Here is a 22,712-nt window from a genome sequence, read left to right on the forward strand (position 1 = left end):
GGCCTGGGGGTGGGGTTGGGGGCGGCAGCAGGGGGCATGCTCCCGCGGGCAACGGTCGGCCGCGGGCGGCCTCCCTAATGGTCCGAGGGTGGTGCGGCAGTTCAAAACCATGATCGGGGCGCCCCATCCCGTTGGAACGACTTCGGGATGCCTCGATCACGGGTGTGGGGCGGCCTGGCTGCGGCGGGTGTACCAGGCGGTCCCGCCGACCGAGGCGAAGCCCGTCGACTCGTAGAGCGGCAGCCCCGCGTCCGTCGCGACGAGCGTGAACGGCCGGTCCGGGTGGGCCGTGATCGCGGTGCTCAACAATGCGCGCCCGAGGCCGTGCCCGCGATGCTCCGGCGGCGTCGCCAGCCAGTAGAGGCCGGCCGACGTACCGTCGTCGAAGGTGTATCCGGCCGCGGCCGGAACCCCGTCCCGGTAGGCCAGCCACACGCTCCACCCCGGCAGCCCGAGCACCCGCGGCGGCAACGCCTGCCCGCGCAACAGCGGCTGGTAGACCGCCATCGGAAACCCGTCCACGATCACCCGCTCCGCCGCGGCGAGCTCGTCCTCCCCGGCCACCCGGACGACTCGCACCCCGTCCGGCACCGCCACCGGACCGGCCGGCCGCACCATCACCGGGATCTGCCACACCCGCGCGTCCTCCGGCAGCTCCGCGACCTCGCCGCCGGCGAACAGATCCTCGATCACCAGCGCCTTCCCCGGCAGCCGGCTCCCGAGCAGCTCCGCCACTCGCTCCCGCCCGGCGTCCCGCGTCATCAGGATCCGCGACACCACCGGCGTCTCCGCCCGCTGATGATCGCCGTGCGCACGCACCTCCTCCCCCACCGCCCGCCACATCGCGGCCGCATTCCCCAGATACAGCTCCACCCCAGAGTTGATCACCAGGCGACTCTAACCCCGGCTCCGGATCGGCCGAGCGGTCCCTGACAGGCGATGATCTAGATCGCGGCGACGCCCGGGTCGTCGAGCCAGAACCGGTGATCGCCGTCGGCGCACACCGTCAGCCCGAGCCGCTCGCGGGTCGGCCCGCCGGCCTCGGACCAGCGCGCATGCACGGTCTCGGCCTCGTCCCAGAGGCGGCGCGGACCGTACTGCTCCACCGTGCTGCCCTCGATCACCGCCCAGGATCCGTCCACGGCGAAGAGCCACATCTGCGGTGCACCCCCGTCCGGCGTGAACCCGAGCCAGGTCGCGCCCGGCACGAACAGCGCGATCCACAGACCCGCGTCGGACGTGCGCAGAATGCTCGGATCGAGCGGAGTCTCGCGTCGCTCACCGGTCTGATAGCGGGCCGAGGCGAGCACGGCCGCCGCACGCGGCGCCGACCGTACCGGCATGAATCCGCCCGGCACGGCCAGGAACCGCCCCTGCGCCACGTCCCCGTCGACGACCAGCCGGACCAGCGGGCCGCCCCCGAGATCCCGCCACAGGCTGGTCACGATCACGCCCCCGTCCCTGGCCTGCTCGATCCACGCGGCCGGCACCTCCGGCACCGCCACGGTCGCGAGTACCGCGTCGTACGGCGCCCGCGCCGCCCACCCCCGCTCACCGTCGCCGACCACCGTGACCGGCCGGTACCCGGCAATCTCCAGCCGCTCACGGGCCATCCGCGCCACGACCGGATCGACTTCCACGGACGTGACCCGCTCACCACCGAGCCGGTGCGCCAGCAGCGCCGCGTTGTAGCCGGTCCCGGTCCCGATCTCCAGCACCCGCTCGCCGCCGCGCAGCCCCAGCGCGTCCAGCATCCACGCCATCAGCGTCGGCTGCGTCGAGCTGGACGTGCCGATCCCCGCCACCGGCTCAGCGCCCGGCACCGGGCCGGCCACGCCGTCGAGCTGCGTGGTCAGCGTGCTGTCCGCATACACCAGCCCGGCATATTCCGCGTCCCGCTCATCGACTGCCCGCCAGCGCCCGTCCGGCAGATCGACGAAGAACCGGGGCAGAAACACATGCCGGGGTACGCCCGCGAACGCCGCCCGCCACGCCGGATCCCCCAGCGCCCCGACCGCCTCCAGCTCGGCCACGAATCGCGCGACGCGCGACGCGTACGCATCAGCCATGCTGTGTTCCTTCCAGGGCGTCGGCTACGGCGGCGGCGATCGGCAGCCCGGTCTCGTCCTCGATCCACGCCCACTGACCGTTCGGGTTCGCCTCCAAGAACACATGGTCCCCGTCCGGCGTAACGATGAAGTCGAGCGCCGCGAAACGCAGGCGCCGCATCGCGAGGAACCGCCGCACCCGGTCCGCCACATCGGCCGGCAGGGTGTCGGCGGTGCCTACGTGCTGGCCGGCGAGCTGCGCCGATCACCCGGAAAGGCATTCCGACGGTACGAGGAGAAGATGCGCGAGTACGTGCGGCGCAACCAGGACATGGCGGTCGGCGCGTCGTTCCTGTTCCCGCGCACCCGGCACGGCCTGTGGCTGCGCAACCAGGGGCTGCGGGCGGCCCCGTTCCTGTCCCGGCTGTCCTCCCGGATCGACCGCAACGCGACCGCGCTCACCATCGAGGACTACTGATCAGAACTCCCTGATCTCGGTGATCCGCAGGTCGGCGTCGAACGTGATGCCGTACCGCTTGTCCCGGGGCGCGCCGGGCAGCGCGGTCACGAAGTCCGCCAGCGGCGCGGGGTCGCCGTCGACGGTGAGGTACTCCGCGTCGACGGCGGTCGCGAGCCACCACGGCCCCGGCCCGCCGCTTTCCGCCGCGGCCTCCCGGATCCGGAGTCGCAGGTCGTCGCCGGACGTGCTCGACGATTCGATCACCATGGCGTGCGGTCCGCGCCCGGCGTAGTCGGTGCCGGGCAGGGAGCGGTAGATGTCGGGCGAGTCCGGGTTCGCCTCGCGGACCGCCTGCACGACCAGATCCTCCAGGGGCTCGCCCGCGTCGTTGCGCAGTGCGGCGGCCTGGGTGGTCACGGTAACGGTGGGACCGGCGGTGCCGGGGTCCTGGGACTGCTCCACCCCGCGATCGCTCCGGTACACGGCGTAGCCGGTACCCGCGCCGGCCAGCACCACGACGGCGACCAGCACCATCGGCCAGCGGCGCTTCCGGGGCGGCAGGTCGGTGGGCACGGCAGCGACGCCGGAGGGTGCACCCGGCCGCGCATACGGCCGCGTCTCCCCGTCGTTGGCCCCGACCGAATCCAGCGAAGGCGCAGGCGCAGGTGAATGCGCAGCCGCAGGCGAAGCGGACCACACCGACGGCTCCACCGGCCGCGGAGAGGACACGGAAGGCACCCCACCCGGCCGCGGAGACGGCACGGAAGGCGCCCCACCCGGCCGCGCCGCCGCATCACCGGCCCGCTTCGCCGCCGCGAGCGCCGTCAACGGCACGAACGGCACCTGCGGTCCATTGAGGACCGCCGCGAGGCCCGCCCCCGCCTGCACCTGATCTCGCGCGACCCGCACCGTCGCCTCCGCAGAGGTTCCGCTGATCTCCCCTGCCCGCAGCGCCCCGTGCGCCACCGCCAGCTCCGGCTGCTCGATCACGGTCGGCGCCACGCCCAGCGCCCGGTGCAGCGTCGACGCGACCAGCGGCACCCTGCTAGCCCCACCCACCAGCAGCACCCCGGCCAGCACGGACTCCGCCACGCCGGCCTCACGCAGCACCGCCCGCGTCGTCGCCACGGTCCGGTCGATCACCGGCCGGGCCAGCGCCTCGAACCGCTCCCGCCCGAGCGGCGCCTCCGTCTCCACCAGCGGCACGTGGATGTGCGTGGACGCCGACCGGGACAGCATCTCCTTGCCGGTGCGCACGTCCGCCCAGAATGCCCGCGAGACCCGCCGGTCCGCCGCCGACACCGGCAGCATCAGGCGCTCCCACGCCGCCGGATCCTTCGGCGCATAGACCGCGCCGAGGTGCGCCACGATCGCGGCGTCCAGGTCCAGCCCGCCACCGTCGGACAGCCCGGACGTGGCCAGCACCTCGAAGCCGTCCCCGGTACGCCGGATCACCGACGCGTCGAAGGTGCCGGCGCCGAGGTCGTAGACGACCACGCTGCGACCGGACGGGATCGACGTACCGGCCGTGAACGCGAAGTGGGCCGCCGCCGCGATCGGCTCGCTGACCAGGCGCACGTCGCGCATCCCGGCGCGGTTCGCGGCCTCGCGCAGCACCTCCCGGCGCCGGCTGCCCCACGCGGCCGGGTGCGTGATCGTCACTGACCGCGGCGCCGCGGTCAGCTGGCCCAGCACCCGGCGGAGCACGGCCGCGAACAGGTCCGGCACGTCGACTTCGACCTCGCCGAGCAGCACCGACTGCTCGTCGACGCGCTGTTTCGGGTACGGCTCGTAGCTCTCCGGCGTGGTCCGGGCCGCGTGCGCCGCGTCCGGCCCGACGAGCAGCCGCCCGGCCGGGTCCGCACAGACCCCGGACGGCAGTGACGGCGCGCCGTCGAAGAGCACCGGGCGGCCGTCGATCACCGCGACCGTGCTGGATGTGCCGAAGTCGATGCTGAGGTGCGCCACCGGGACACGATAGCGACTCGTGATCAACCGGTGGCAACGGAACCGGGCCGGCGCCCCGCAAGCGAGACGCCGGCCCGATAAGAGGTCAGGCCAGCAGTTCCAGTTCGGCGACCGTGGCCGGGCCGGTGAACTCCAGGCGGTAGTGCTGATAGGAGCCGGGCGTGGTCACCGTGAACGGCCGCGTCTGCTGCCGCCAGGTGAACGCCTCCCCGGACCGCTCGGACAGCGTCGTCCAGGTCTCCCCGTCCGCCGAGCCGAGCAGCTTCCACGACGCCGGATCCGCGCCCGGAGCCGCGGCCGACGTGATCGTGTACTGCTTCACCGTCGCCGCGGAGGGCAGGGACCACTGCTGCGCCGTCACCGGCGCCGACGTCACCGACGAGTCGTCCGCGAGCGCCGCCGTGGTCACCGTCCCCGCCACGTCACGCTGCGGCGAAGCGATCTCCGGTCCCTGGGTCAGCGACGGCGGCACCGCGTTCGCGCCGGTCGCCCACCGGGACGGCTTCGCCCCCATGGTGAAGTCGAGCGTGGCACCGTTCGCCAGCACCGAGTGCGGCAGGCTCGTCTGGTTCCAGGACTTGCCGTTCACCGTGAGCGACTGCACATACACATTGGACGCGGAGTTGCCCGGCGCCCGGATCACGACCTTCTTCCCGTTCTCCAGGTTGATCGTCGCCTTGGTGAAGAGCGGCGAGCCGATCACGTACGACGCGCTGCCCATCTGCAGCGGGTAGAAGCCGAGCGCCGCGAACACGTACCACGCGGACATCTCGCCGTTGTCCTCGTCGCCCGGGTAGCCCTGCCCGATCTCGCTGCCCAGGTAGAGCCGGTCCAGCACCTCACGGGTGAGCGCCTGCGTCTTGTACGGCTGCCCGGTGAACGTGTACATCCACGGAATGTGGTGCGATGGCTGGTTGGAGTGCCCGTACTGCCCCATCCGCACGTCCCGCGCCTCGGTCATCTCGTGGATGACCCCGCCGTACGAGCCGCCCTTGAGCCCTTCCTCCGGGTCCGCGAAGAACGTGTCCAGCTTGGACGCCAGCCCGTCACGCCCGCCGTAGAGGTTGGCCAGGCCCTGCCCGTCCTGCGGCACGTGGAACGCCATGTTCCACCCGTTCGTCTCGGTGTAGTCGTAGCCCCACACCTCCGGGTCATACTGCGCGGGGCTCCACCGCCACTGCCCGGCCGAGTTCTTCCCCTGGAAGAAGTCCACCGACGGGTCGAACAGGTTGACGTACCCCAGCGCCCGCTCCCGGTAGTAGGTGGCCTCCTCCTTGTAACGCGCGGCATCAGGACCCCCGCGGGCAGCCAGCGCCGCGGCCATGTTCGCGATGCCGAAGTCGTTGATGTAGCCGTCCATCGCCCAGGAGAACGCCTCGCCGGTCACGTCCGACGGCGTATACCCCTTGAAGATCGACGTCCGCATGCCCTTGCGCCCGACGTTGTCGTTCGGCGGGGTGACGGAGGCGTTGCGCACAGCCGCCGCATAGGCCTCTTCAAGATCAAAACCCTTGACCCCCTTGAGGTACGCATCCGCGAACGCCACGTCCGAGCTGGTGCCGACCATCAGGTTCGCGTAGCCCGGCGACGACCAGCGGGAGATCCAGCCGCCATCCCGGTACTGCTGCACGAACCCGTCCGCCATCTCCCCCGCCATCGTGGGCGTGAGCAGCGAATACGCCGGCCACGTAGTGCGATACGTGTCCCAGAAGCCGTTGTTGACGTACACCTTGCCGGGTTTGACCTCGGCCCCGGTCTCGGTCGGCGTGCTCGGCGGCGTCGACACCGACGACTGCACCGCGTGCCGGTAGACCGGCGCCGCGTTCGTCCCGGTGTTCTCGAAGGCCGAGTTCGGGTAGAGGAACAGCCGGTACAGGTTCGAGTAGAGCGTGACCAGTTGGTCCCGGCTCGCCCCCTCCACCTCGACGGTCCTCAATTTTGCATTCCACGCCGCCTCGGCCCGTGCCCGGACCGACTCGACCGTGTCCTTGGAGGCGATCTCCAGCGCGAGGTTGTGCTGCGCCTGCGCCACGCTGAGGAGGGAGGTCGCCACCCGCAGGTTCACGGTCTTGGCGCCGACCGTCACATACCCCGTCGACGGCCGGTTGCCGTTCGGCAGCATCCCGCTCCCGGTCACCGGAGCGTCCACCTTGCCGTAGAGGAACATCCGCGTCGCACCGTTCGACAGGCCGCTGCGCACATCCGACCACCCGGAGACCGTGCCGGACGCCGCGTCGATCGTCAGCCCCGAGTTCGCGTCCACGTTGTCGAAGACGATGTTGCCGCCGTCCCCGGTGAACGTGAACCGCAGCACCGCCGCGTGATCCGTCGGCGCGACCTCCGCCTTCAGTCCGCTGTCGAACGTGACCCCGTAGTAGTGCGGCTTCGCCACCTCGTTCTCGTGGTGGAACGCCAGCGCCCGGCCGGCCCGGTCCGCGTTCGGCACGCCGGTCCCGTCCTGCGGCATGAACTGGAACGTCTGCCGGTCCGCCATCCACGGGCTCGGCTCGTGGCTGACCGACAGCGCCTGCAGCGCCGGCAGGTTCTGCGTGTTGTTGCCCTTGTGATACTCGTACAGCCAGCTCAGCGTGCCCGCGTTGGTGACCGGCGTCCAGAAGTTGAACCCGTGCGGCACCGCGACCGCGGGGATGTTGTTACCGCGGGAGAACGAGCCGCTCGAGTGCGTTCCGCGGCGCGTCTCCACGTACCCCGCGAGGCTCTTGGATGGCGGTTCCACCGGCGTGTCCGCGAGCGTGATGTCGTCGAACCAGGCGCGCCACGGGCTGGGCGGACCAGCGGGCTTGTCGTAGGCGACCAGGATCCGGTCGATGGTCTTGCCGCGCGCCACGTCCCCGACCCGGGTGACGATCTTGTTCCACTGGTTCGCGGAGAGCGTCTTCGCCGCCCCCTGCGCCGCCGGGCTGACCACGGTCCCGTGCTGGTCCTTCGCCTTCAGCCCGCTCAGGAACGTGCCGTCCGTGAAGGCCAGATCCACCGAGGTGTACGTGGCCGGGTAGCTCATGTCACCGCGGGTGAACTCCGGGAACACCAGGTAGGACAGCTCGGTGTCCCGGTTCACCCGCAGGTTCACGTCATAGATCTTGTTGTAGGTGTAGGCGCGCCCGTCCACCGCGTGCCGCCCGGCGAACTCCAGCGCCTTGAGGCCGCTGAAGCCGACGCGCGCCTTCGCGGCCGGTGCGTTGCTCGGCCCGTCCCCGATCGCGCTGCGCACCGGTGCCGGCGGCTGCGGCGTCTCGTCGCCGTCCGACAGCTGCAGGTCCGCCAGCTGGATCAGGTTGACCCCGCCGTTCGCGGTCACGCTCAGCCGGTAGTGACTCCACTCCCCCGGCGTCGCCACGTCGAACGTGGTCGTGTTCCCACGCTCCCCGAGCACCTGCCCGGACCGGGTGTCCACAGTGGTCCACGCGCTGCCGTCGTTGGAACCCTCCAGACGCCAGTCCTTCGGGTCCCGCTCCGGCGCGTCGTTCGCCGCGGTCAGCGCATATCTGACGACCCGCACCGGCGCGTCCAGCCGGTAAGCCGCCCAGCCGGTCGCCGTGAACACCAGCCACTTCGTGTCCGGGTCCGCGTCGTTCAGGTTCTCCTTGACCTCGCCGCCCCCGGTGTTCTCCCCCGACGCCGTGATCGCGGTGACCCGGCCCGCGACCGAGCCCGGCAGTCCTGGATTCAGTCGTCCGTCCACGCCCGACGCGCGCTCCGCCGTGTCGACCCAGGTGAGCGGCGGATCCCCGCTCTCGAACGAGCTGGAGAATCTGGGCGCCGGTGCCGCCGATGCCGTTCCCGGAACCATCACCGACCCTCCGACCAGGACTAACGCCATTGTGGCGGCGACGGGCAGACGACGCATGAGACCTCCATCGACGATGATGACCCGCCCGCCATCTTCGATCGCCGGACACTGATCTGTAAAGGCGCCTTAACAAAAAATCCGATCATTTGGTACGGATACGGCCGCCTCGCTCATCGTGCGAGGCGGCCGCGGTTCCACGGTCGAGGGTCAGCAGGTGAACGACACGGCGGAGGTGCCGCTCGCCCCGCGCACGCTCGCACACGCGCCCTTCTGCTTCACCGGGCCGGCGTAGTAACGGTAGGTGCCGTCGTCCAGCGCCCACCCGCGGCCGCCGCGCACGAGGAGGCCCGCACCCACGTACGACGGCTTGCCGATCTTCGCGGTCTTGATCGTCACCACGCACTGCCACGTGCCGCTGGACAGCTGGTAGACCACCGCGTCCGCGACCTTGGCCTGCCGCTTCACCGTGTAACCGGCGCCGCAGATCTTGCCCGGGCTGTACGGGTTCGGTGCGGCCTGCGCGGCCGCGGGCACGAGCGCCACGGCCACGAACGCGGCGGCCAGCACCCCGAGAATCCGGCGAATCATATGGTATCTCCCTTTTCGTCCCCGAAAATCCGTTTCACGAGGGTTAACGCCGGCGGCAGCGGAGAGGATATTCGCTGTTCAAGATCGTCACGGCGACGGAGAATCGGGGCCCGTGAGTACACGACTCCGCGCCATCGCCCGCGAGACGCTCGACGTCATCGAGGCGGGCTCCTACATCTCCCCGTCCGGCGCTTCCGTGCCGTTGACCCCGCTGGTCGAGAAGGCGGTCGCGGGCACCATCCTGCACCTGCCGCCGTCCTCGTCCGGCCCCTTCGGCGCTACTGGCTCCTCCGGCGGCGCGCCCGCGATCGAGGTCACCGGGGAAAGCACGCTCTGGGCCGCGCGGCGGCTCGCGCAGGACGGGCCGGTCGCGGCGCTGGTGTTCGCGTCCGCGAAGAACCCCGGCGGCGGTTTCCGCACCGGCGCGCAGGCCCAGGAGGAGAGCGTGGCCCGGGCGAGCGCGCTCTACCCCTGCCTGACCGCGGTCCCGGAGTTCTACGACTTCCACCGCGCCCAGGGTGACCTGCTCTACAGCGACCGAGTGATCTACTCCCCCGGCGTGCCGGTGTTCCGCGACGACAAGGGCCGCTTCCTCGACGCGCCGCACGCGGTGTCGATGCTGACCGCGGCCGCACCGAATCGCGGCGCGATCGAGCGCAACCAGCCCGATTCTCTCTCTCGCGTCGATGAGGTGCTGGCGGCACGCGCCTACCGTGTGCTGGTCGTCGCGGCCGGGCACGGTGAGCGACGGCTCGTGCTCGGTGCGTGGGGGTGCGGCGTGTTCCGCAACGAACCGGCCGCGGTGGCGGACGCCTTCGCGACCGCGCTCGACGGGCTGCCCGGCTCATTCGACCAGGTGGTCTTCGCCGTGCTCGACCGCGGGGACGCACCGATCCGGGCCGCGTTCGGCGCACGTTTCGGCCGCTGACACCGATCGTCGGGAGTACGGCGCTTTCTCAGCTTCCCGGCGCGTTCCGGTACGCTGCCCCTCCGTCCGACGAAGTCTAAGGGGAGTCGCCGTGACAGAGCAGTCCGCGGAGCGCGACCGCTTGTACGAGCTGGACGGGCTGCGCATCTTCGCCGCGGTCGCCGTCATGTTCTACCACTACGCGTGGGCGAACGCGGCCGGGCCCGAGCCGCACACCAGCACCGGCTACCCCGAGCTCGGCGGCCTGTTCCAGTACGGCTACCTCGGCGTCGACCTGTTCTTCACGATCAGCGGCTTCGTCATCCTGCTCAGCGCGATGGGCCGCCGCCCGGCCGAGTTCGTCATCTCCCGGGTGACCCGCCTCTACCCGGCGTACTGGGTGGCGCTGACCTTCACCGCGATCGTGCTCGCCACGATCGGCGCCGGGCAGTTCCCGATCAGCATCGTGCAGTACGCGGCGAACCTGACCATGTTCAACTCGCTGGTCAACATCCCGAACGTGGACGTCGTCTACTGGACGCTCTGGGCCGAGATGCGCTTCTACGTGATGATCCTCATCTTCACGATGATCGGCATCACGAAGAACCGGGTGCTGGTCTTCCTCTGGGGCTGGACCGCCGTCTCCCTGCTCCTCGCCGCGAACGTGCTCCCCGGCCCGATCCAGACGATCGCCACGCTCGTCTTCCAGCCGGAGTGGTCGCAGTACTTCATCGCCGGCATGGCGCTCAGCCTGCTCTACAGGTTCGGGACGTCGTGGCAGCCGTACACCCTGCTCACGGTGTCGGCCGCGATCGCGGTGGCCCGCGCGATCGAATTCAAGACCGCGGTCGGCGAACGGTACGAGGTGAACTTCAACACCGCGGTCGTGGTCACCGTGGTGCTGCTGGTCTTCGTGCTGATGACGTTGATCGCGCTGCGCGTCACCCGCGGCCTGGGCCGGCCGTGGTTCGCGATCGCCGGCAGCCTCACCTACCCGCTCTATCTCATCCACGACCGGGTCGGCGTGGTGCTCTGGAACCGGCTCGACGACTACGTCAACCGCTGGATACTGCTACTGGTCGTGCCGTTGGTCATGTGCGGGATCGCATGGCTGATCCACCGGTATGTCGAGCGTCCCGGCGCGAAGGCGCTGAAGCGGGGGCTGACGAAGCTGGCGGCGCGGTTCGGGCTGGTCACACCGCGCGGCGAGCGCGGCGGTAAGCCGGACGAGGAGGCGGCCATATCCGCGGGCAAGGCGGAGAAGGACCGGGCGGTCGGCGTGGTCCGGGTGCCCCAGCCGACACCCCCGTCCCCGGCGCAGCCGGCGGCCCCGCCGGAGCCTCAGTTCGGCGGCGGTTACCCGCCCGCCGGCCCGGCCTATCCGCAGCAACCGACGGGCGGGGCGCACTACCCGCAGTCGGCGCCGCAGGCTCAGCGGACATCGCAAGCCCAGCCGGCACCGCAAGCCCAGCCGGCACCGCAAGCCCAGCCGGCAACGCAGGCTCAGCCGCAGTTCGGCGGCACCGCCTACCCGTCCGTCGGCGACCCTTACCGGCAGCCCACCGGCGGCTCGCCCTATCAGCCACCCGCCGGTAGCCCGTCCTATCAGCCACCCGCCGGTGGCACCTCCTCCCAGCCGCCGGCCGGGGGCGCGCCCTACCAGCAGCACGCCGGGAGCGCGCCTTACCAGCCCGCCGCCGGGAGCCCGCCTTACCAGCCGCCGGCCGGGAACGCGACATACCAGCAGCCCGCCGGGAGCGCGACCTACCAGCAGCCGGCCGGGGGTGCCGTCTATCAGCAGCCGCCTGCCGGGCAGGGCGGGTATCAGCTGCCCGCCGAGACAGAGCCGGCTCCCCCGCATGACCCCTACCGGCAGGAGCCCGGCTACGGACGGCCGTATCAGCCGCCGGCGGATGAAGCACCGGACGACCGGCGCTGGTAGACGCGGACGGTCAGCGGGTGCGGCTCACGTCGTACCCGCTGATGATCGTGCTTTGAGGCATGGCCCGGACTCCGGGAGCCGCCCGGCCGCGTAGGCGCCCGGTGAGACGCCCATCAGCGCGCGGAAGTCACCGATCAGATGCGCCTGGTCGAAGAAACCGTGCTCGCCCGCGACCCGGGCCCAGCCGTGTTCGACGGTGCCCTGAGCGGCAAGAACGCGGCGCAGGCGCAGGATGCGGGCGGCGTGTTTCGGCGACACGCCGATCTCCTGGGCGAAGACGGTGCGCAGCCGGCGCTCCCCGACGCCGATTCGCGCGGCCGCCGCCCGCATCGGCGCACCCGCGCCCAGCTCCGCGAGGGCCGCGGACAGCCACACGGCCCGGCCGGCCATCGGCAGCGGCGACGGCAACGCGACCGAGCGGCCGGGGAAGAGCGACAGAGCGTCCGCACCGGGCAGCGCCGGTGGCTCCCCGGCGACCAGCGCGGCCAGGTGCTCGGCGTGCGGACGGCCGGTCGCGCCCCACAGCGCGGCCGCGGGCACCATCCGGTCGGTCAGGTCCGCGACCGGCACGCCGAGGACCTCGCGCGCGTGGCCCGGGCGGATGCGGACGCGCACGCCGTACCGCAGCGGCTTGGCGAAGTGGAATTGAGCCCGGCTGCGTGGACCGGTCGCGACCAGGATGCCGTCGCCGTCGCCGAGCGCGCCGAAGATCAGCGACGCGGACACGTCCGGCAGCAGCGTGAGCACCGGGACCGGGCCGGTGCCGGTCAGGATCTCCACGCTGTCGGCCCAGTCGCACATGTCGCTCACCGGGCAAACCTACGTCCGTTTTCTCCAAGCCGGCGGGCGGCCGCCGCGGGCAGCCTGGCTCCCATGCACAAGACAATCGTGATCACGGGCGCGTCCGACGGAATCGGGGCCGCGGCCGCGCGGCAGCTGCACCGGGACGGGCACCGCGTCGTCATCGTCGGCCGGTCCCCGGAGAAGACCGGTGCGGTCGCGCGCGAGATCGGCGCGGACAGCTTCGTCGCCGACTTCACCCGTCTCGGCGAGGTGCGCGCGCTCGCCGAGGCGCTGCTCCTTTCGTACCCCCGGATCGATGTTCTGGCTAATAACGCCGGTGGCGTCTTCGGCGACCGGACGGTGACCGAGGACGGGTTCGAGCGGACGTTCCAGGTCAATCATTTGGCGCCGTTCCTGCTGACCACGCTGCTGCTGGACCGGCTGGCGGAGAGCCGGGCCGCCGTCGTGCAGACCTCCAGCGACGGCGGCCGGCTGCTCGGCCGGATCGACCTCGACGACCTGCAGAGCGAGCGCTCCTACTCGCCGGTCCGCGCGTACGCGAACGCGAAGCTGCAGAACGTGTACTTCACGGCGGAGCTGCACCGGCGTGGGCTGGCCGCGGTCGCGTTCCACCCGGGCACGGTCGCGACGAGTTTCGCCGGGGACAGCCGCGGTTTCGTGCGCCGCCTCTACGCCAGCCGGCTCGGCCGGGCCGTGATGACCACGCCGGAGAGGAGCGCGGCGCAGCTGGTCTGGCTGGCCACGACGCGCGATTGGGTGTCCGGCGGCTACTACGAGAAACGCCGGCCGGTCCGGCTCGCCGTCGACCCGGTGCGTGCCCGTGAGCTGTGGGAACGCTCCGAACGAATGGTCGCCTAGCGCATGTGGGCGGTGATGCCCATGTCCGCGGCGATGAGCCGGACGGCCTCGTCCCCGGCCCGGTACAGCTCCTCCACCGCGGCGGCCTGCGCGGGCGGGGCGACCACGGTCCGGTACGGGCGGGTGCCGTCCGCGGCCTCGACGAGCCGGACGAGCGCGTCGGCGACCGGCCGCGGGTCGCGGTCGTCCTCGGCCTGCCGCGCGGCCAGCTCGGTCATGAACGCGCCGAGCGCCGGGAGATACGGCTCCATCCGTGCCGCGTCCGCGGGCATCACGCCGTTCACGCCGAGATTGGTCTCGTACGGTGCGGGCTCCACACTGACCGACTCGATGCCGAACGAGGCCAGCTCCTGCCGCCAGGTCTCGGTGAGGCTGGACAGCGCGGCCTTGCTCGACGTGTAGAGCCCGGTGTACGGCACCGTGAACCGAGCCCCGGTCGAGCTGACCTGGATCATCACGCCCCGGCCCCGCCGGCGCAGGTGCGGGAGGGCGGCCCGGTTCACCCGCAGCGCACCGAGCACGTTCAGGTCGTACTGCTGGAGCGCCTCCTCCGCCGTGAACGCCTCGACCGGCCCGGCGAACACCCGCCCGGCGTTGTTGACCACCACGTCGATCCGGCCCTCGGTCGCGACGATCGTGTCGATCGCCCGCGTCGCGGCGTCCTGGTCCGTCACGTCCAGCTCGACGACGGTCACGTTCCTCGTGGCGTCGAGCTCCTCCGCCGCCACCCGGTTCTTCCCCTCGATGTTGCGGATCCCGGCGAACACGGTGTGGCCGCGCCCGGCCAGCGCCTCCACGGTCAGCCGGCCGAAACCGCTCGCCGCACCGGTCACCAGGACCACGCGCGGGATGGTGATGTCACTCATCGTTCTGTCTCACTTCCTGTGCTGCTTGTGCTCGCAAAGCTAGACAGGGGCGCGGATGTCCGGCTTGAACGCGGCGGCCAGCGAATGGAACGTGCCGGACAGCGTGGTTCGATGGATCGCATGAGCACAGCGCGGGGCACGGTCCTTGTCGACACCGCTGCCCACCCCGAGCTGCCCGGCGACTTCCCGCACATCAGCCGCTGTGCGCCGCTACCCGCCGTGGCCGCGCCCGGCACCCGCGTGCGCAGCCGCGATTCCCGCGCCGGCGACGTGCTGGTCACCGACTTCCACACCACCACCGCGGTACGCGCGCCGGTGGCGCCGTACCAGCCGGACGAGCTGCGGTTCTATCTGGTCCGGCGCGGGGTGTGGACGCTCGACTACGAGCGGGGCACGTTTCCGGTCCGGCCGGGTGCGTTCCTGGCGTCCCGGTCGACCGGGTTGACCGGCTTCGGCACGGTTCCGCAGACAGTCGGGCACACGGTCGCGGTCCCGCTCGACATCCTCGGCGACCTCACCGGCGGCGCACCGATCACGGGCTCCACCGCCGCGCCCGAGGTTCGCCTGCTGCTGGCCCACACGGGGCTGCTGCACGACACGATCGACTCGCTCAGCGACGCGGGCGTCTCCGCGGCCCGCAACGCGTTGATCGAGCTGACCCGCGGCGTGCTGCTGCACGCGGTCGACGCGACCGAGCCGGTGCTGGCGCCCGCGCTGGCCCGCGCCGCGCGCGACCTGGCCGATCGTCGGCTCACCCAGGCCGACCTGACCCCGTCGTCGGTCGCCCGCGCCCTGCACGTCTCGGTCCGGACGCTGAGCCGCGCCTTCGCCTCAACGGGTGAGCCGTTCACCGCCTACATCCGCCGGCGGCGCCTCGAGGAGGCCCGTACCGCGCTCTCCACCGGCCACACCGTCTCCGAAGCGGCCGCCCGCTTCCGCTTCGCGGACAGCAGCCACTTCATCCGCGCGTTCCGCTCCCGCTACGGAGAAACTCCCGCCCAGTACGCAGTGCGGTCCCGCACCTGACTCCCCGCCGGTGAATTCCGAGGATCTTTGCCGATATGGTGACGACGTGCCAGGCCGACTGTTCATCACGCCCCGAAGGGATCGACGGCCCGGCTCGACGACCGGGAGCCGGTGACATTCGGCCTGACCGAAGGGCTGGCAATCCACCTCAACGGCACCGACCTGCCGGACGAGGATGCGACCAACGACATCAACGACCTCGTCGCGGCGCTCCTCGACAGCGTCGGCGCGGAAGGCAGAATGCAGTCGTACCGGCAGGGTCCGAAAGAGACCGCGCTGTACTTCTACGGGCCGTCCGCCGCACGTATGGCCGACCTCATCGCCGACGTGCTGCCCCGCTTTCCGCTCGCGCAACGCTGCCGGGTCCTCCCCCTCCCCTTCGCCCTGCCTTCCAGAACCTGACGCAACGACTGATCAGCGCGTTGGGTCACATACGGCTGCTGTGGTCGAGCAGGGTGGAGGCGGCCGCCTGCCGCATCTGCACTGGCACCTGGCCCCACTACCGAGTTCCTCACGAGCAGCAGCAGTTCCACGCCGTCATGGCCGAGGACGGTGTTCTGCCTGTTGACTCGACCACCCAGGCCGACCTTGCCGAGCGGATCCGAGGCAACCTATAGGCAGAGGGGCGGCCGTCAGGTCGGCACACGAACCTCTACCAGGGGCATGCCTCACACGAGGGTCGCGGCTATAAGAGCACGCCCGATATCCGGCCGCAGATATCATCATCAAGCCCCTCGGGCAGCCGTGCCGTACCGGCAGGCGGCGCTACGTCGCTTTTGTTCCTGACCGTGCGGTATCCGAACGGGACCGGTGATGCCCCGCCTGCGTCCGATCGCCTGAAGCGTCAGCTCGACCCCGTGGGAGGGGTAATGCACAACAGCGTGATCAGGCTGGTCACGATCGTGACGGCAGTGGGCCTGGTGGCTGCGTGTGCCCGCCCGGCGGGACCTGCTCCGGTGGCATCGGCACCGGTGCCCCTGCCATCGCTGGCGGAACCGGTCGGTGACCAGCCGGAGCTGCCGGCCGGCTGGCGGTGGGAGTCGTTCGGTGGCGTCCAGGTCGGCGTGCCCAGCGACTGGGGATGGGACAGTCAGGCGCTCCGGCTGGACGCGTGGTGCATCAAACCGGGCAACCATCCGCCCGCGGTCGCCCGGCCCGGCGCTCCGGTCCCGGCCGTTCTCTGCGACATCGACCAGGAAGGCCCGCCCGCCGAGTTCCTGATCGCGAACACCGGGTGGACGGTCGGCTTCGACCGTACGGACAAAGGCGACGGCACCGAGGTCGAGGGCGACCGTACGACTGTGCGGCGGGACGGTGCCGAGGTGATCATTCAAGCGCCGACGCAGTGGCGCGACCGGATCGCTGCCACCATCCATCAGGTGCGAGTCGACGACGCCGGCTGCCCGACCAGCCACCGGATCAGTACCGGACCGGACCTGCGCCCCACCCCGCCGGTGAACGTCGGGACCCTGCGCGACGTGACCTCGGTATCGGTCTGCAAGTACCCACTACCGGACGAGAGCTCCGCCCGGATGTCCTCGCCGCGTCTGTTGTCCAGCCTGCGCCTGGACGGCGCGGCGGCAGCGGACGAGATCCGGCAGATCGCTGCCGCACCGGTCGGGCGCAGCCTGGACACCCCGGCGGACTGCGCACCAGAGGTAGCACACGGCGACCAGGTCCTCGTGCTCCTGGTCCGGTCCGCGACCGGAACCGCGGAAGTCACCATGCGGTACGCCGGCTGCGTCCAGAACGGCTTCGACGACGGGGCGACCGTCCGCGAATTGACCAAGGCCAGCGTGGGCCCGCTCATCACCGGCCCCAACCGCGTGTACGGCGGCTTCCCCGGTCAGCCTGAAAAGAACGGCATGCTGCTGCCACACGACTGAACACGGGTGCGGAGCAGAGACGGACGCAGCGCGCAGTCGGCGGCAGATCCGTGCATCCGTTTTCACGGTTCTCATTGCCGGTACCGGTGGCCGTAGCAGCCCGTGCCTGAGGTGCGGGAACAAACACATGCGTCGTGGAGCGGTCTCGCGCGGTTTCACTCTTCACCGGACTGTGCATGGCCCACTACTCTCGGGAAGATGACGCCGCTTGGACGCCGCCGCCACCCCCGAGGTCCGCAATGGTGACTCTCGAGGACGCAACCTTGTTCACGCCACGCGATCGGCGAAGCAATCTGGATCTGCTGGGGCGACTCCTGTGCGCCCGCGATGCCACCGAGCAACAGCACGCCGTGGCCGACGCGCAGCGCAACTTCCATCCGAGCTTCCTCGCCGAGTGCGACTATCGTGTCCGGTTTATGTCCAATGAGCCATGGCAGGCCATCGCGCATCAGGCGTTGATGGTCTACCTGTTCACCCTCCAACAGAACGCCCAGGCAAGACTGCCGCATCCGTACGCAGACCAGGCAGAACTCATTGCGGCGTTCAACGACTACCTGGCAGCCGTGGGTGGCACCCAGCTCACCCTCACGGAACATCTCGAAGCGGCTCGCCGCTTCCAGTCAGTGGCCCTGACCTCGGCGCCGAGCTGCGACGACCGATGGGCCCATTTCACCGCTAGCGTCCTGCACGACGTCGCGGGCTGCACATCCGGAAGCAAGCTGGCCGCCACTGTCGTGGCAGCCGTTGAGAACGCCACCCACTTGCTGCTTGATGCTCCCGCCACGCGTTTGGACGCGCTCGCCTTTATCTTTGCCCGCCGCCAGCTGGGGGAGGCGGGCTTCACCGTTGAAGCGGAACGGCCGGGTGCGGTGTCGGCGTGGCTGAGCGAGCAGCGTCGTGCAACGGAGGGCGCCGGGCTCGGACCACTCGCTACTCTGCTTTCACTAATGAACGCTGCGATCGAATGTTGCGAAGAGTCAGGTTTCGATGGTGAGTGGGACGGGAGCCTGGCGCATTGCGCCAGATGCAGCATGATCTTCGCATCGGTCACTCCGTTGGTACTGGATCAGCGGTGTCCCACCGTCAATGCCGGCGACGAGATGATCTTCTTAAAGCGGGACTTGAATCGCGCAAAATGCATGTTCTGCGGCCTGGAATCCTACATGGAAGTGCCGGGATTTCTGTATTGGCAGGCTCGTAACCTGCTGGTGTACCGTCTCCCGTTCATGTCGCTCGGTAAGGACGAGACCATGGAGCTCTGCCGTCCCGGAATCGAGCAGCTGCGGGGGAAATATTTAAACCGGCTTTCCGGCGTCGATCGTGAGGCGTTCGAGCAAGCGGTGGAGGTGGTGGCGCACGGCTGGCGTGAGTGGCTCTATGCGGTCCACATGGGGGATGTAATACCGGAGGATCACGTCGCCATTGTGGTGCAGTCAAAGAATGAGTGTGAGCGCATCCTGCTGGACTCCACGAAGCTTTTCATGCGCGAGCTACAGTCCGACGAATATCGAGATGTCGACCCGGCGACGCAGGAGCACATCAGGAGGCAGATGGCGGCACTCGATCCGGACAAGACCGAACAGATTGTTCAAGAGATAGTCAAGGCGGTCGAGGCCGAACTGGGAATAGACGTCGATGACGAACTAGCGGGAAATTAATGGACTCGATAACGGCATTCCTGACCAGTAAGACGGGTGCCTTCGCCGCACTAATCGCTGTCCTCGCTCTCGCCGCGCTGCTCCACGGCGTTATCCGACCGTATCTCATTGACCGGCGCGACAGCCGCCGCGACCGCGCCTGGCTGCAGATCGCGGTGCCCGAGGTCGCTGAGGTCGTCAGCTGGGCCAACTCGTGCGATTTGCGATTCACGGTTACCAACTCCGGCGGACGCCCGGCGATCCTGCGGTCGCTCCGGCTGCGGGTGAATACTTGCGAACCGAGCTCGAACAGCCAACCGACCAGAACGGCCGCTCCAATCACGGTGTATCAGCACCGGGCCGAACTCGCCCCTGGCGTAGATCTGGTCGACATCCGGAAGCGAAACTTCGGCAAGCAATTGCAGCCCCTCAACTTCGACAAGGGTGAGACGGCCGCCTTCCTGGTGAAGCTGGTGTCCAGGACGCCGCACCGCTATGGGCTGCGCGTCGAAGCATTGTGGTACGACTCCGAGAACGTCAGTATCGAACGCCTGACCCACACCGAATACGTGACCGTGGATTTCCCGAAGAAGACGATCCCAAATTGACCAAATTTCCCAACATGATGCCTGTTCGGGCTGCTGATTTGAGGTGGCTGGATGCTGGTCCTAGCTCTCCAGGGGCGGACCAAGGTCGACAGCTACACAGTTTCCTCGTCTGAAATAGCCCCTTTCAAGACGCACTCTCATCGGCATGACCGGGCGTGCGGAGAGCGGGAGTTCTGGGTGAAGCCGGTACGGAACGCGCTGCAGTGCGTCGCGTACGGCGTCTGCGCCTTGGCCACCGGGGCGGACCGCTGACGGCGCCGCCACGATCGCTAGCCCGGTGACCGAGTGGAGCGGGTAGCGTTCGGCGGATGAGCGCGGGGCGGTTCGAGTATCGGGTGCTCGGGGCGCTTGAGGTGTGGTGGGACGGGGCGCCGGTGCGGGTGGGTGGGCCGCGGCATCGGGCGCTGCTGGCCGCGTTGCTGGCGCGGGCCGGGACGGTCGTGTCCGCGGCCGCGCTCGCCGAGATGCTGTGGGAGTCGCCGGGGCCGCGGGCGACGGAGCTGGTCTACGTGCGCGTGGCCGAGCTTCGGCGGGCGATGCGGGGCATCAGCGGCCGGGCGGTGACCGAGCTGGAGACGCACGATCAGGGCTATCTGCTTCGGGTGCCGGAGGATGCGATCGACCGGTGGCGGTTCGAGCGGAGCGTTGCTGAAGGGCTGGATGCGGCGCGCCGGGGCGATCATCAGGCAGCGGCCGGGCGGCAGCGGGAGGCGCTCGCGCTGTGGCGTGGGGTGGCGTTCGCGGACGTGGCGGACCGGTCCTGGGTGGAGGCGGAGGCGGCGCGGCTTGCGGAGCTGAGGATCCGGGCGATCGAGGCGCTCGGGGAGACCGATCTCGCCATGGGGCGGGACGAGGACATGATCGCGGGGCTGGTCGCGCTCGTGGCGGAGCATCCGCTCAACGAGCGGTTCTGGGAGCAGCTCATGCGTGCCCGTTTCCGGGCCGGGCGGGTGGGTGAGGCGGTGGCCACGTTCGGCGAGGCCCGGCGGGAGCTGGCCGAGCGGCTCGGCGTCGAACCCGGCCCGGAGCTGCGGAAACTGCACCTCACGATCTTGAACTCGGACACCGCCGGAACACCGGCCACCACCGGAGCGCGGCGCACCGGCGAGCCAGCACCCGCCTTCGAAGCAGATCGCGCCGCCGACACAGCACCCACCGCCGAACCGACACCGGCCACCGGCGAAACACGGCACACCAGCGAAACTCCGGCCGCCGCTGAAACGCGGCGCTCCGCCGGAACCCGCGGCACCGCCGACGCGAGGAGACCCGCGAAGGCGAGGCAGCTGACCAGCTTCGTCGGCCGCGAGCGCGAACTGGCCACCGTCGATCGGCTGCTCGCCACCCACCGCCTCGTCACCGTCACCGGCGTCGGTGGCGTCGGCAAGACCCGGCTCGCCGCCGAGATCGCCGCCCGCTCCCCGAACGCCTGGCTCGTCGAGCTGGCCGCGCTCGAACAACCCGATCTGCTCCCCGACGTCGTCGGTGACGCCCTCGGCCTGCCATCGCACCGCGCTCGCCCCCGCGCCGACCTGATCACCGGCCACCTGCGGAACGTCGACGGACTCCTCATCCTGGACAACTGCGAGCACCTGATGGACGCGGCCGCCGCCTTCGCCGCCACGCTGCTGTCCGCCTGCCCCGGCGTGCGTGTCCTCGCCACCAGCCGCGAGCGCCTCGCCATCACCGGCGAGGCCCTGCTGCCGCTGCACGGCCTTGAGGTCCACGACGCCAGGAAGGCGGGCCTCGCCCCGGCCGTGCGCCTGTTCGTCGAGCGGGCCGCCGCCGTCGATCCCGGCTTCGCCCTGACCGACGAGACCGCGGCGGCGATCGTCGCGAGCTGCCGGAAGCTGGACGGCCTCCCGCTCGCGATCGAGCTGGCCGCCGCCCGGATGAACGCGTTCGCGCCCGATGAACTCGCCGCCCGCCTGGACGACCGGTTCGTCCTGCTCGACCGCGGCGACCGGACCGCCGCGCCCCGGCACCGCACCCTGCACGCCGTGGTCGACTGGAGCTACCGGCTACTCGCCGACGACGAGCGCCGCCTCTTCACCCTGCTCAGCGTGTTCGCCGGAAGGTTCGGCCTGGACTGGGCCGAGCAGCTCGCCGCCGACCTCTTCCCGCCCGCCACGACCGCCCGCCTGATCGCGGCACTGGTCGACAAATCCCTGCTGCTGCGCGAGTCCGGCCGTTACCGGATGCTGGAGACCCTCCGCGCATACGGCCTCGAGCAACTCGCAGCGCAGAAGACCCTGGCCGCCGCTCGCGACCGTCACGCCGCCCTGGTCGCCGGGCTCGCGGACACCCTCTGGAACGAGCGGGTCGGCAACGCCCGGAACCGTTGGATGCACCTGCTCGACACCACGATGGAGCAGTTCCGGGCCGCCATGGAGTGGGCGGTCGCCCGCGACGACGCCGCCACCGCGATGCGGATCGCCGCCGCGCTCTGCACGTTCTGGCACAGCCGCGGCCAGTACGTGGTCGGCCGCCGCTGGACCACGCTCGCGCTCACCGCGAAGGGAACAGCGCCACCCGCGGTCCACGCCCGCGCGCTCAGCGGCCTGAGTCTGCTCACCTCGATGCAGGGCGACCTCGCCGTCTCCCGCACCACCGGCCAGGAGGCCGCGACGATCTTCAAACAGATCAACGACCTTCGGGGGTACGGGCTGGCGCTCCGACGCCTCGCCACCGCGGAGGGTTTCGGCGGTTCCATCGACCGGGCCGACGCCCTGTCCGCCGAGTCACACGCCGTGGCCGTGACCGCGGACTGGCCGTGGCTGCTCGGCTGGACGCTCACCCAGCAGGGCCTGTCCGCGAGCGCCCGCGGCGACTGGCCACGCGCCGCCGGACTGAGCGCCGAGGCGGAGACGCACCTGCGCGACGCCGGCGACCCCGAGGCGCTCGCCTACGCCCGCCTGCTGCACGCCGAGGCCGCCCGCAACATCGATGGCCCGCTCGCGGGCGCGGACGGCCTCTGCCAGGCACTTCGCGCGTTGGCAGGGGAGCGCCTGCTCTGGGGCATGTCGCTGGCGCTGTTCTACACCGCGCTGGTCTACGGCGACCTGGACCGCCCCCGCCAGGAGGTGACACTGCTCGCCGCCGGTCACGAGCTCCGTCGTACCACCGGCGGCGGTTTCTTCTTCTGGCTCGCCGACCTCCAGCAACAGCGACTCGCCCACCTGCGGAAGACGCTGGGTGACGAGGAATTCGACGCGCGGTGGGAATTCGGCCGCACCCGCCCGGTCACCGGCCTGGTCGACGAGGTCTGCGCGGATCTGAAGGTCGCGTGAAGGCCCATCACCGAGC

General features: G+C 70.6%; 17 protein-coding genes and 1 pseudogene. 10 read left to right on the forward strand and 8 right to left on the reverse strand.

Annotated elements, in window-relative coordinates; genetic code table 11:
- Window positions 1–156 precede the first annotated feature (156 nt).
- The 3 genes and pseudogenes from J2S43_RS16060 to J2S43_RS16070 form a co-directional block, all read right to left on the reverse strand.
- A complete protein-coding gene (locus tag J2S43_RS16060) occupies window positions 157–888 on the reverse strand; it encodes a GNAT family N-acetyltransferase (protein ID WP_306829954.1) in 732 nt (243 codons plus the stop codon).
- Window positions 889–944: 56 nt separating this feature from the next.
- Window positions 945–2,069, reverse strand: a complete 1,125-nt coding sequence (tgmC, locus tag J2S43_RS16065; protein WP_306829956.1) for an ATP-grasp peptide maturase system methyltransferase — start codon at window positions 2,067–2,069, stop codon at window positions 945–947.
- Window positions 2,062–2,274 (reverse strand): annotated as a pseudogene (locus tag J2S43_RS16070) (ATP-grasp ribosomal peptide maturase); the annotation flags it as partial. The gene tgmC and the pseudogene J2S43_RS16070, both read right to left, overlap by 8 nt.
- A 75-nt stretch (window positions 2,275–2,349) precedes the next feature.
- On the opposite strand from J2S43_RS16070, the gene J2S43_RS16075 reads away from it, so the two are divergent.
- Entirely contained in the window at window positions 2,350–2,526 is a 177-nt protein-coding gene (locus tag J2S43_RS16075) for a hypothetical protein (RefSeq protein WP_306829958.1), read from the forward strand.
- Here the strand turns inward: J2S43_RS16075 and J2S43_RS16080 are convergent, their stop codons facing one another.
- From J2S43_RS16080 to J2S43_RS16090, 3 genes are all read right to left on the reverse strand, one after another.
- Window positions 2,527–4,476 (reverse strand): Hsp70 family protein, encoded by a 1,950-nt coding sequence (locus J2S43_RS16080; RefSeq protein WP_306829959.1) that lies wholly within the window; start codon window positions 4,474–4,476, stop codon window positions 2,527–2,529. It abuts the gene before it with no gap.
- Window positions 4,477–4,561: 85 nt separating this feature from the next.
- On the reverse strand, window positions 4,562–8,287 hold the full coding sequence (locus J2S43_RS16085; protein ID WP_306839299.1) for a GH92 family glycosyl hydrolase: 3,726 nt from the start codon (window positions 8,285–8,287) through the stop codon (window positions 4,562–4,564).
- A gap of 207 nt (window positions 8,288–8,494) precedes the next feature.
- Window positions 8,495–8,875, reverse strand: coding sequence for a hypothetical protein (locus J2S43_RS16090; protein WP_306829961.1), 381 nt, complete (start codon window positions 8,873–8,875; stop codon window positions 8,495–8,497).
- A gap of 112 nt (window positions 8,876–8,987) precedes the next feature.
- Here J2S43_RS16090 and J2S43_RS16095 point away from each other — a divergent pair, with 112 nt between their 5' ends.
- Entirely contained in the window at window positions 8,988–9,803 is an 816-nt protein-coding gene (locus tag J2S43_RS16095) for a TIGR02452 family protein (RefSeq protein ID WP_306829963.1), read from the forward strand.
- 91 nt (window positions 9,804–9,894) lie between these two features.
- A complete protein-coding gene (locus J2S43_RS16100; protein WP_306829965.1) occupies window positions 9,895–11,724 on the forward strand; it encodes an acyltransferase in 1,830 nt (609 codons plus the stop codon).
- 24 nt (window positions 11,725–11,748) lie between these two features.
- Here J2S43_RS16100 and J2S43_RS16105 read toward each other — a convergent pair whose 3' ends face one another.
- Window positions 11,749–12,525, reverse strand: coding sequence for an AraC family transcriptional regulator (locus J2S43_RS16105; protein ID WP_306839301.1), 777 nt, complete (start codon window positions 12,523–12,525; stop codon window positions 11,749–11,751).
- 72 nt (window positions 12,526–12,597) lie between these two features.
- Between J2S43_RS16105 and J2S43_RS16110 the strand changes: the two genes are divergently transcribed.
- Window positions 12,598–13,386, forward strand: coding sequence for an SDR family NAD(P)-dependent oxidoreductase (locus J2S43_RS16110; RefSeq protein ID WP_306829967.1), 789 nt, complete (start codon window positions 12,598–12,600; stop codon window positions 13,384–13,386).
- Here the strand turns inward: J2S43_RS16110 and J2S43_RS16115 are convergent.
- Window positions 13,383–14,252: an SDR family oxidoreductase gene (locus J2S43_RS16115; protein ID WP_306829969.1), complete on the reverse strand. Its 870-nt coding sequence runs from the start codon at window positions 14,250–14,252 to the stop codon at window positions 13,383–13,385. The genes J2S43_RS16110 and J2S43_RS16115 overlap by 4 nt on opposite strands.
- A gap of 120 nt (window positions 14,253–14,372) precedes the next feature.
- Here J2S43_RS16115 and J2S43_RS16120 point away from each other — a divergent pair, with 120 nt between their 5' ends.
- From J2S43_RS16120 to J2S43_RS16145, 6 genes are all read left to right on the forward strand, one after another.
- A complete protein-coding gene (locus J2S43_RS16120; protein ID WP_306829971.1) occupies window positions 14,373–15,278 on the forward strand; it encodes a helix-turn-helix transcriptional regulator in 906 nt (301 codons plus the stop codon).
- A 111-nt stretch (window positions 15,279–15,389) separates the two neighbouring features.
- Window positions 15,390–15,680: a hypothetical protein gene (locus J2S43_RS16125; RefSeq protein ID WP_306829973.1), complete on the forward strand. Its 291-nt coding sequence runs from the start codon at window positions 15,390–15,392 to the stop codon at window positions 15,678–15,680.
- 569 nt (window positions 15,681–16,249) lie between these two features.
- Window positions 16,250–17,164, forward strand: a complete 915-nt coding sequence (locus J2S43_RS16130; RefSeq protein WP_306829974.1) for a hypothetical protein — start codon at window positions 16,250–16,252, stop codon at window positions 17,162–17,164.
- A gap of 242 nt (window positions 17,165–17,406) precedes the next feature.
- Window positions 17,407–18,822: a hypothetical protein gene (locus J2S43_RS16135; protein WP_306829976.1), complete on the forward strand. Its 1,416-nt coding sequence runs from the start codon at window positions 17,407–17,409 to the stop codon at window positions 18,820–18,822.
- The gene (locus tag J2S43_RS16140; RefSeq protein ID WP_306829978.1) at window positions 18,822–19,409 is read left to right on the forward strand and encodes a hypothetical protein; all 588 of its coding nucleotides are present in this window, start codon (window positions 18,822–18,824) and stop codon (window positions 19,407–19,409) included. Before J2S43_RS16135 ends, J2S43_RS16140 begins: the two co-directional genes overlap by 1 nt.
- 308 nt (window positions 19,410–19,717) lie before the next feature.
- Complete coding sequence (locus tag J2S43_RS16145; protein ID WP_306829980.1) at window positions 19,718–22,696, forward strand: AfsR/SARP family transcriptional regulator; 2,979 nt, start codon at window positions 19,718–19,720, stop codon at window positions 22,694–22,696.
- Window positions 22,697–22,712: the final 16 nt, after the last annotated feature.

Origin of the sequence: Catenuloplanes nepalensis (genome assembly GCF_030811575.1) — a bacterium.
Taxonomy (GTDB): domain Bacteria; phylum Actinomycetota; class Actinomycetes; order Mycobacteriales; family Micromonosporaceae; genus Catenuloplanes; species Catenuloplanes nepalensis.

Excerpts from the sequence above, each read along its gene's own strand:
- J2S43_RS16090 (WP_306829961.1), bottom strand. The coding sequence starts at position 8,875 with ATGATTCGCCGGATTCTCGGGGTGCTGGCCGCCGCGTTCGTGGCCGTG.
- J2S43_RS16120 (WP_306829971.1), top strand. The coding sequence starts at position 14,373 with ATGAGCACAGCGCGGGGCACGGTCCTTGTCGACACCGCTGCCCACCCC.
- J2S43_RS16085 (WP_306839299.1), bottom strand. The coding sequence starts at position 8,287 with ATGGTTCCGGGAACGGCATCGGCGGCACCGGCGCCCAGATTCTCCAGC.
- J2S43_RS16115 (WP_306829969.1), bottom strand. The coding sequence starts at position 14,252 with ATGAGTGACATCACCATCCCGCGCGTGGTCCTGGTGACCGGTGCGGCG.
- J2S43_RS16140 (WP_306829978.1), top strand. The coding sequence starts at position 18,822 with ATGGACTCGATAACGGCATTCCTGACCAGTAAGACGGGTGCCTTCGCC.
- J2S43_RS16110 (WP_306829967.1), top strand. The coding sequence starts at position 12,598 with ATGCACAAGACAATCGTGATCACGGGCGCGTCCGACGGAATCGGGGCC.
- J2S43_RS16145 (WP_306829980.1), top strand. The coding sequence starts at position 19,718 with ATGAGCGCGGGGCGGTTCGAGTATCGGGTGCTCGGGGCGCTTGAGGTG.
- J2S43_RS16075 (WP_306829958.1), top strand. The coding sequence starts at position 2,350 with ATGCGCGAGTACGTGCGGCGCAACCAGGACATGGCGGTCGGCGCGTCG.
- J2S43_RS16105 (WP_306839301.1), bottom strand. The coding sequence starts at position 12,525 with ATGTGCGACTGGGCCGACAGCGTGGAGATCCTGACCGGCACCGGCCCG.
- tgmC (WP_306829956.1), bottom strand. The coding sequence starts at position 2,069 with ATGGCTGATGCGTACGCGTCGCGCGTCGCGCGATTCGTGGCCGAGCTG.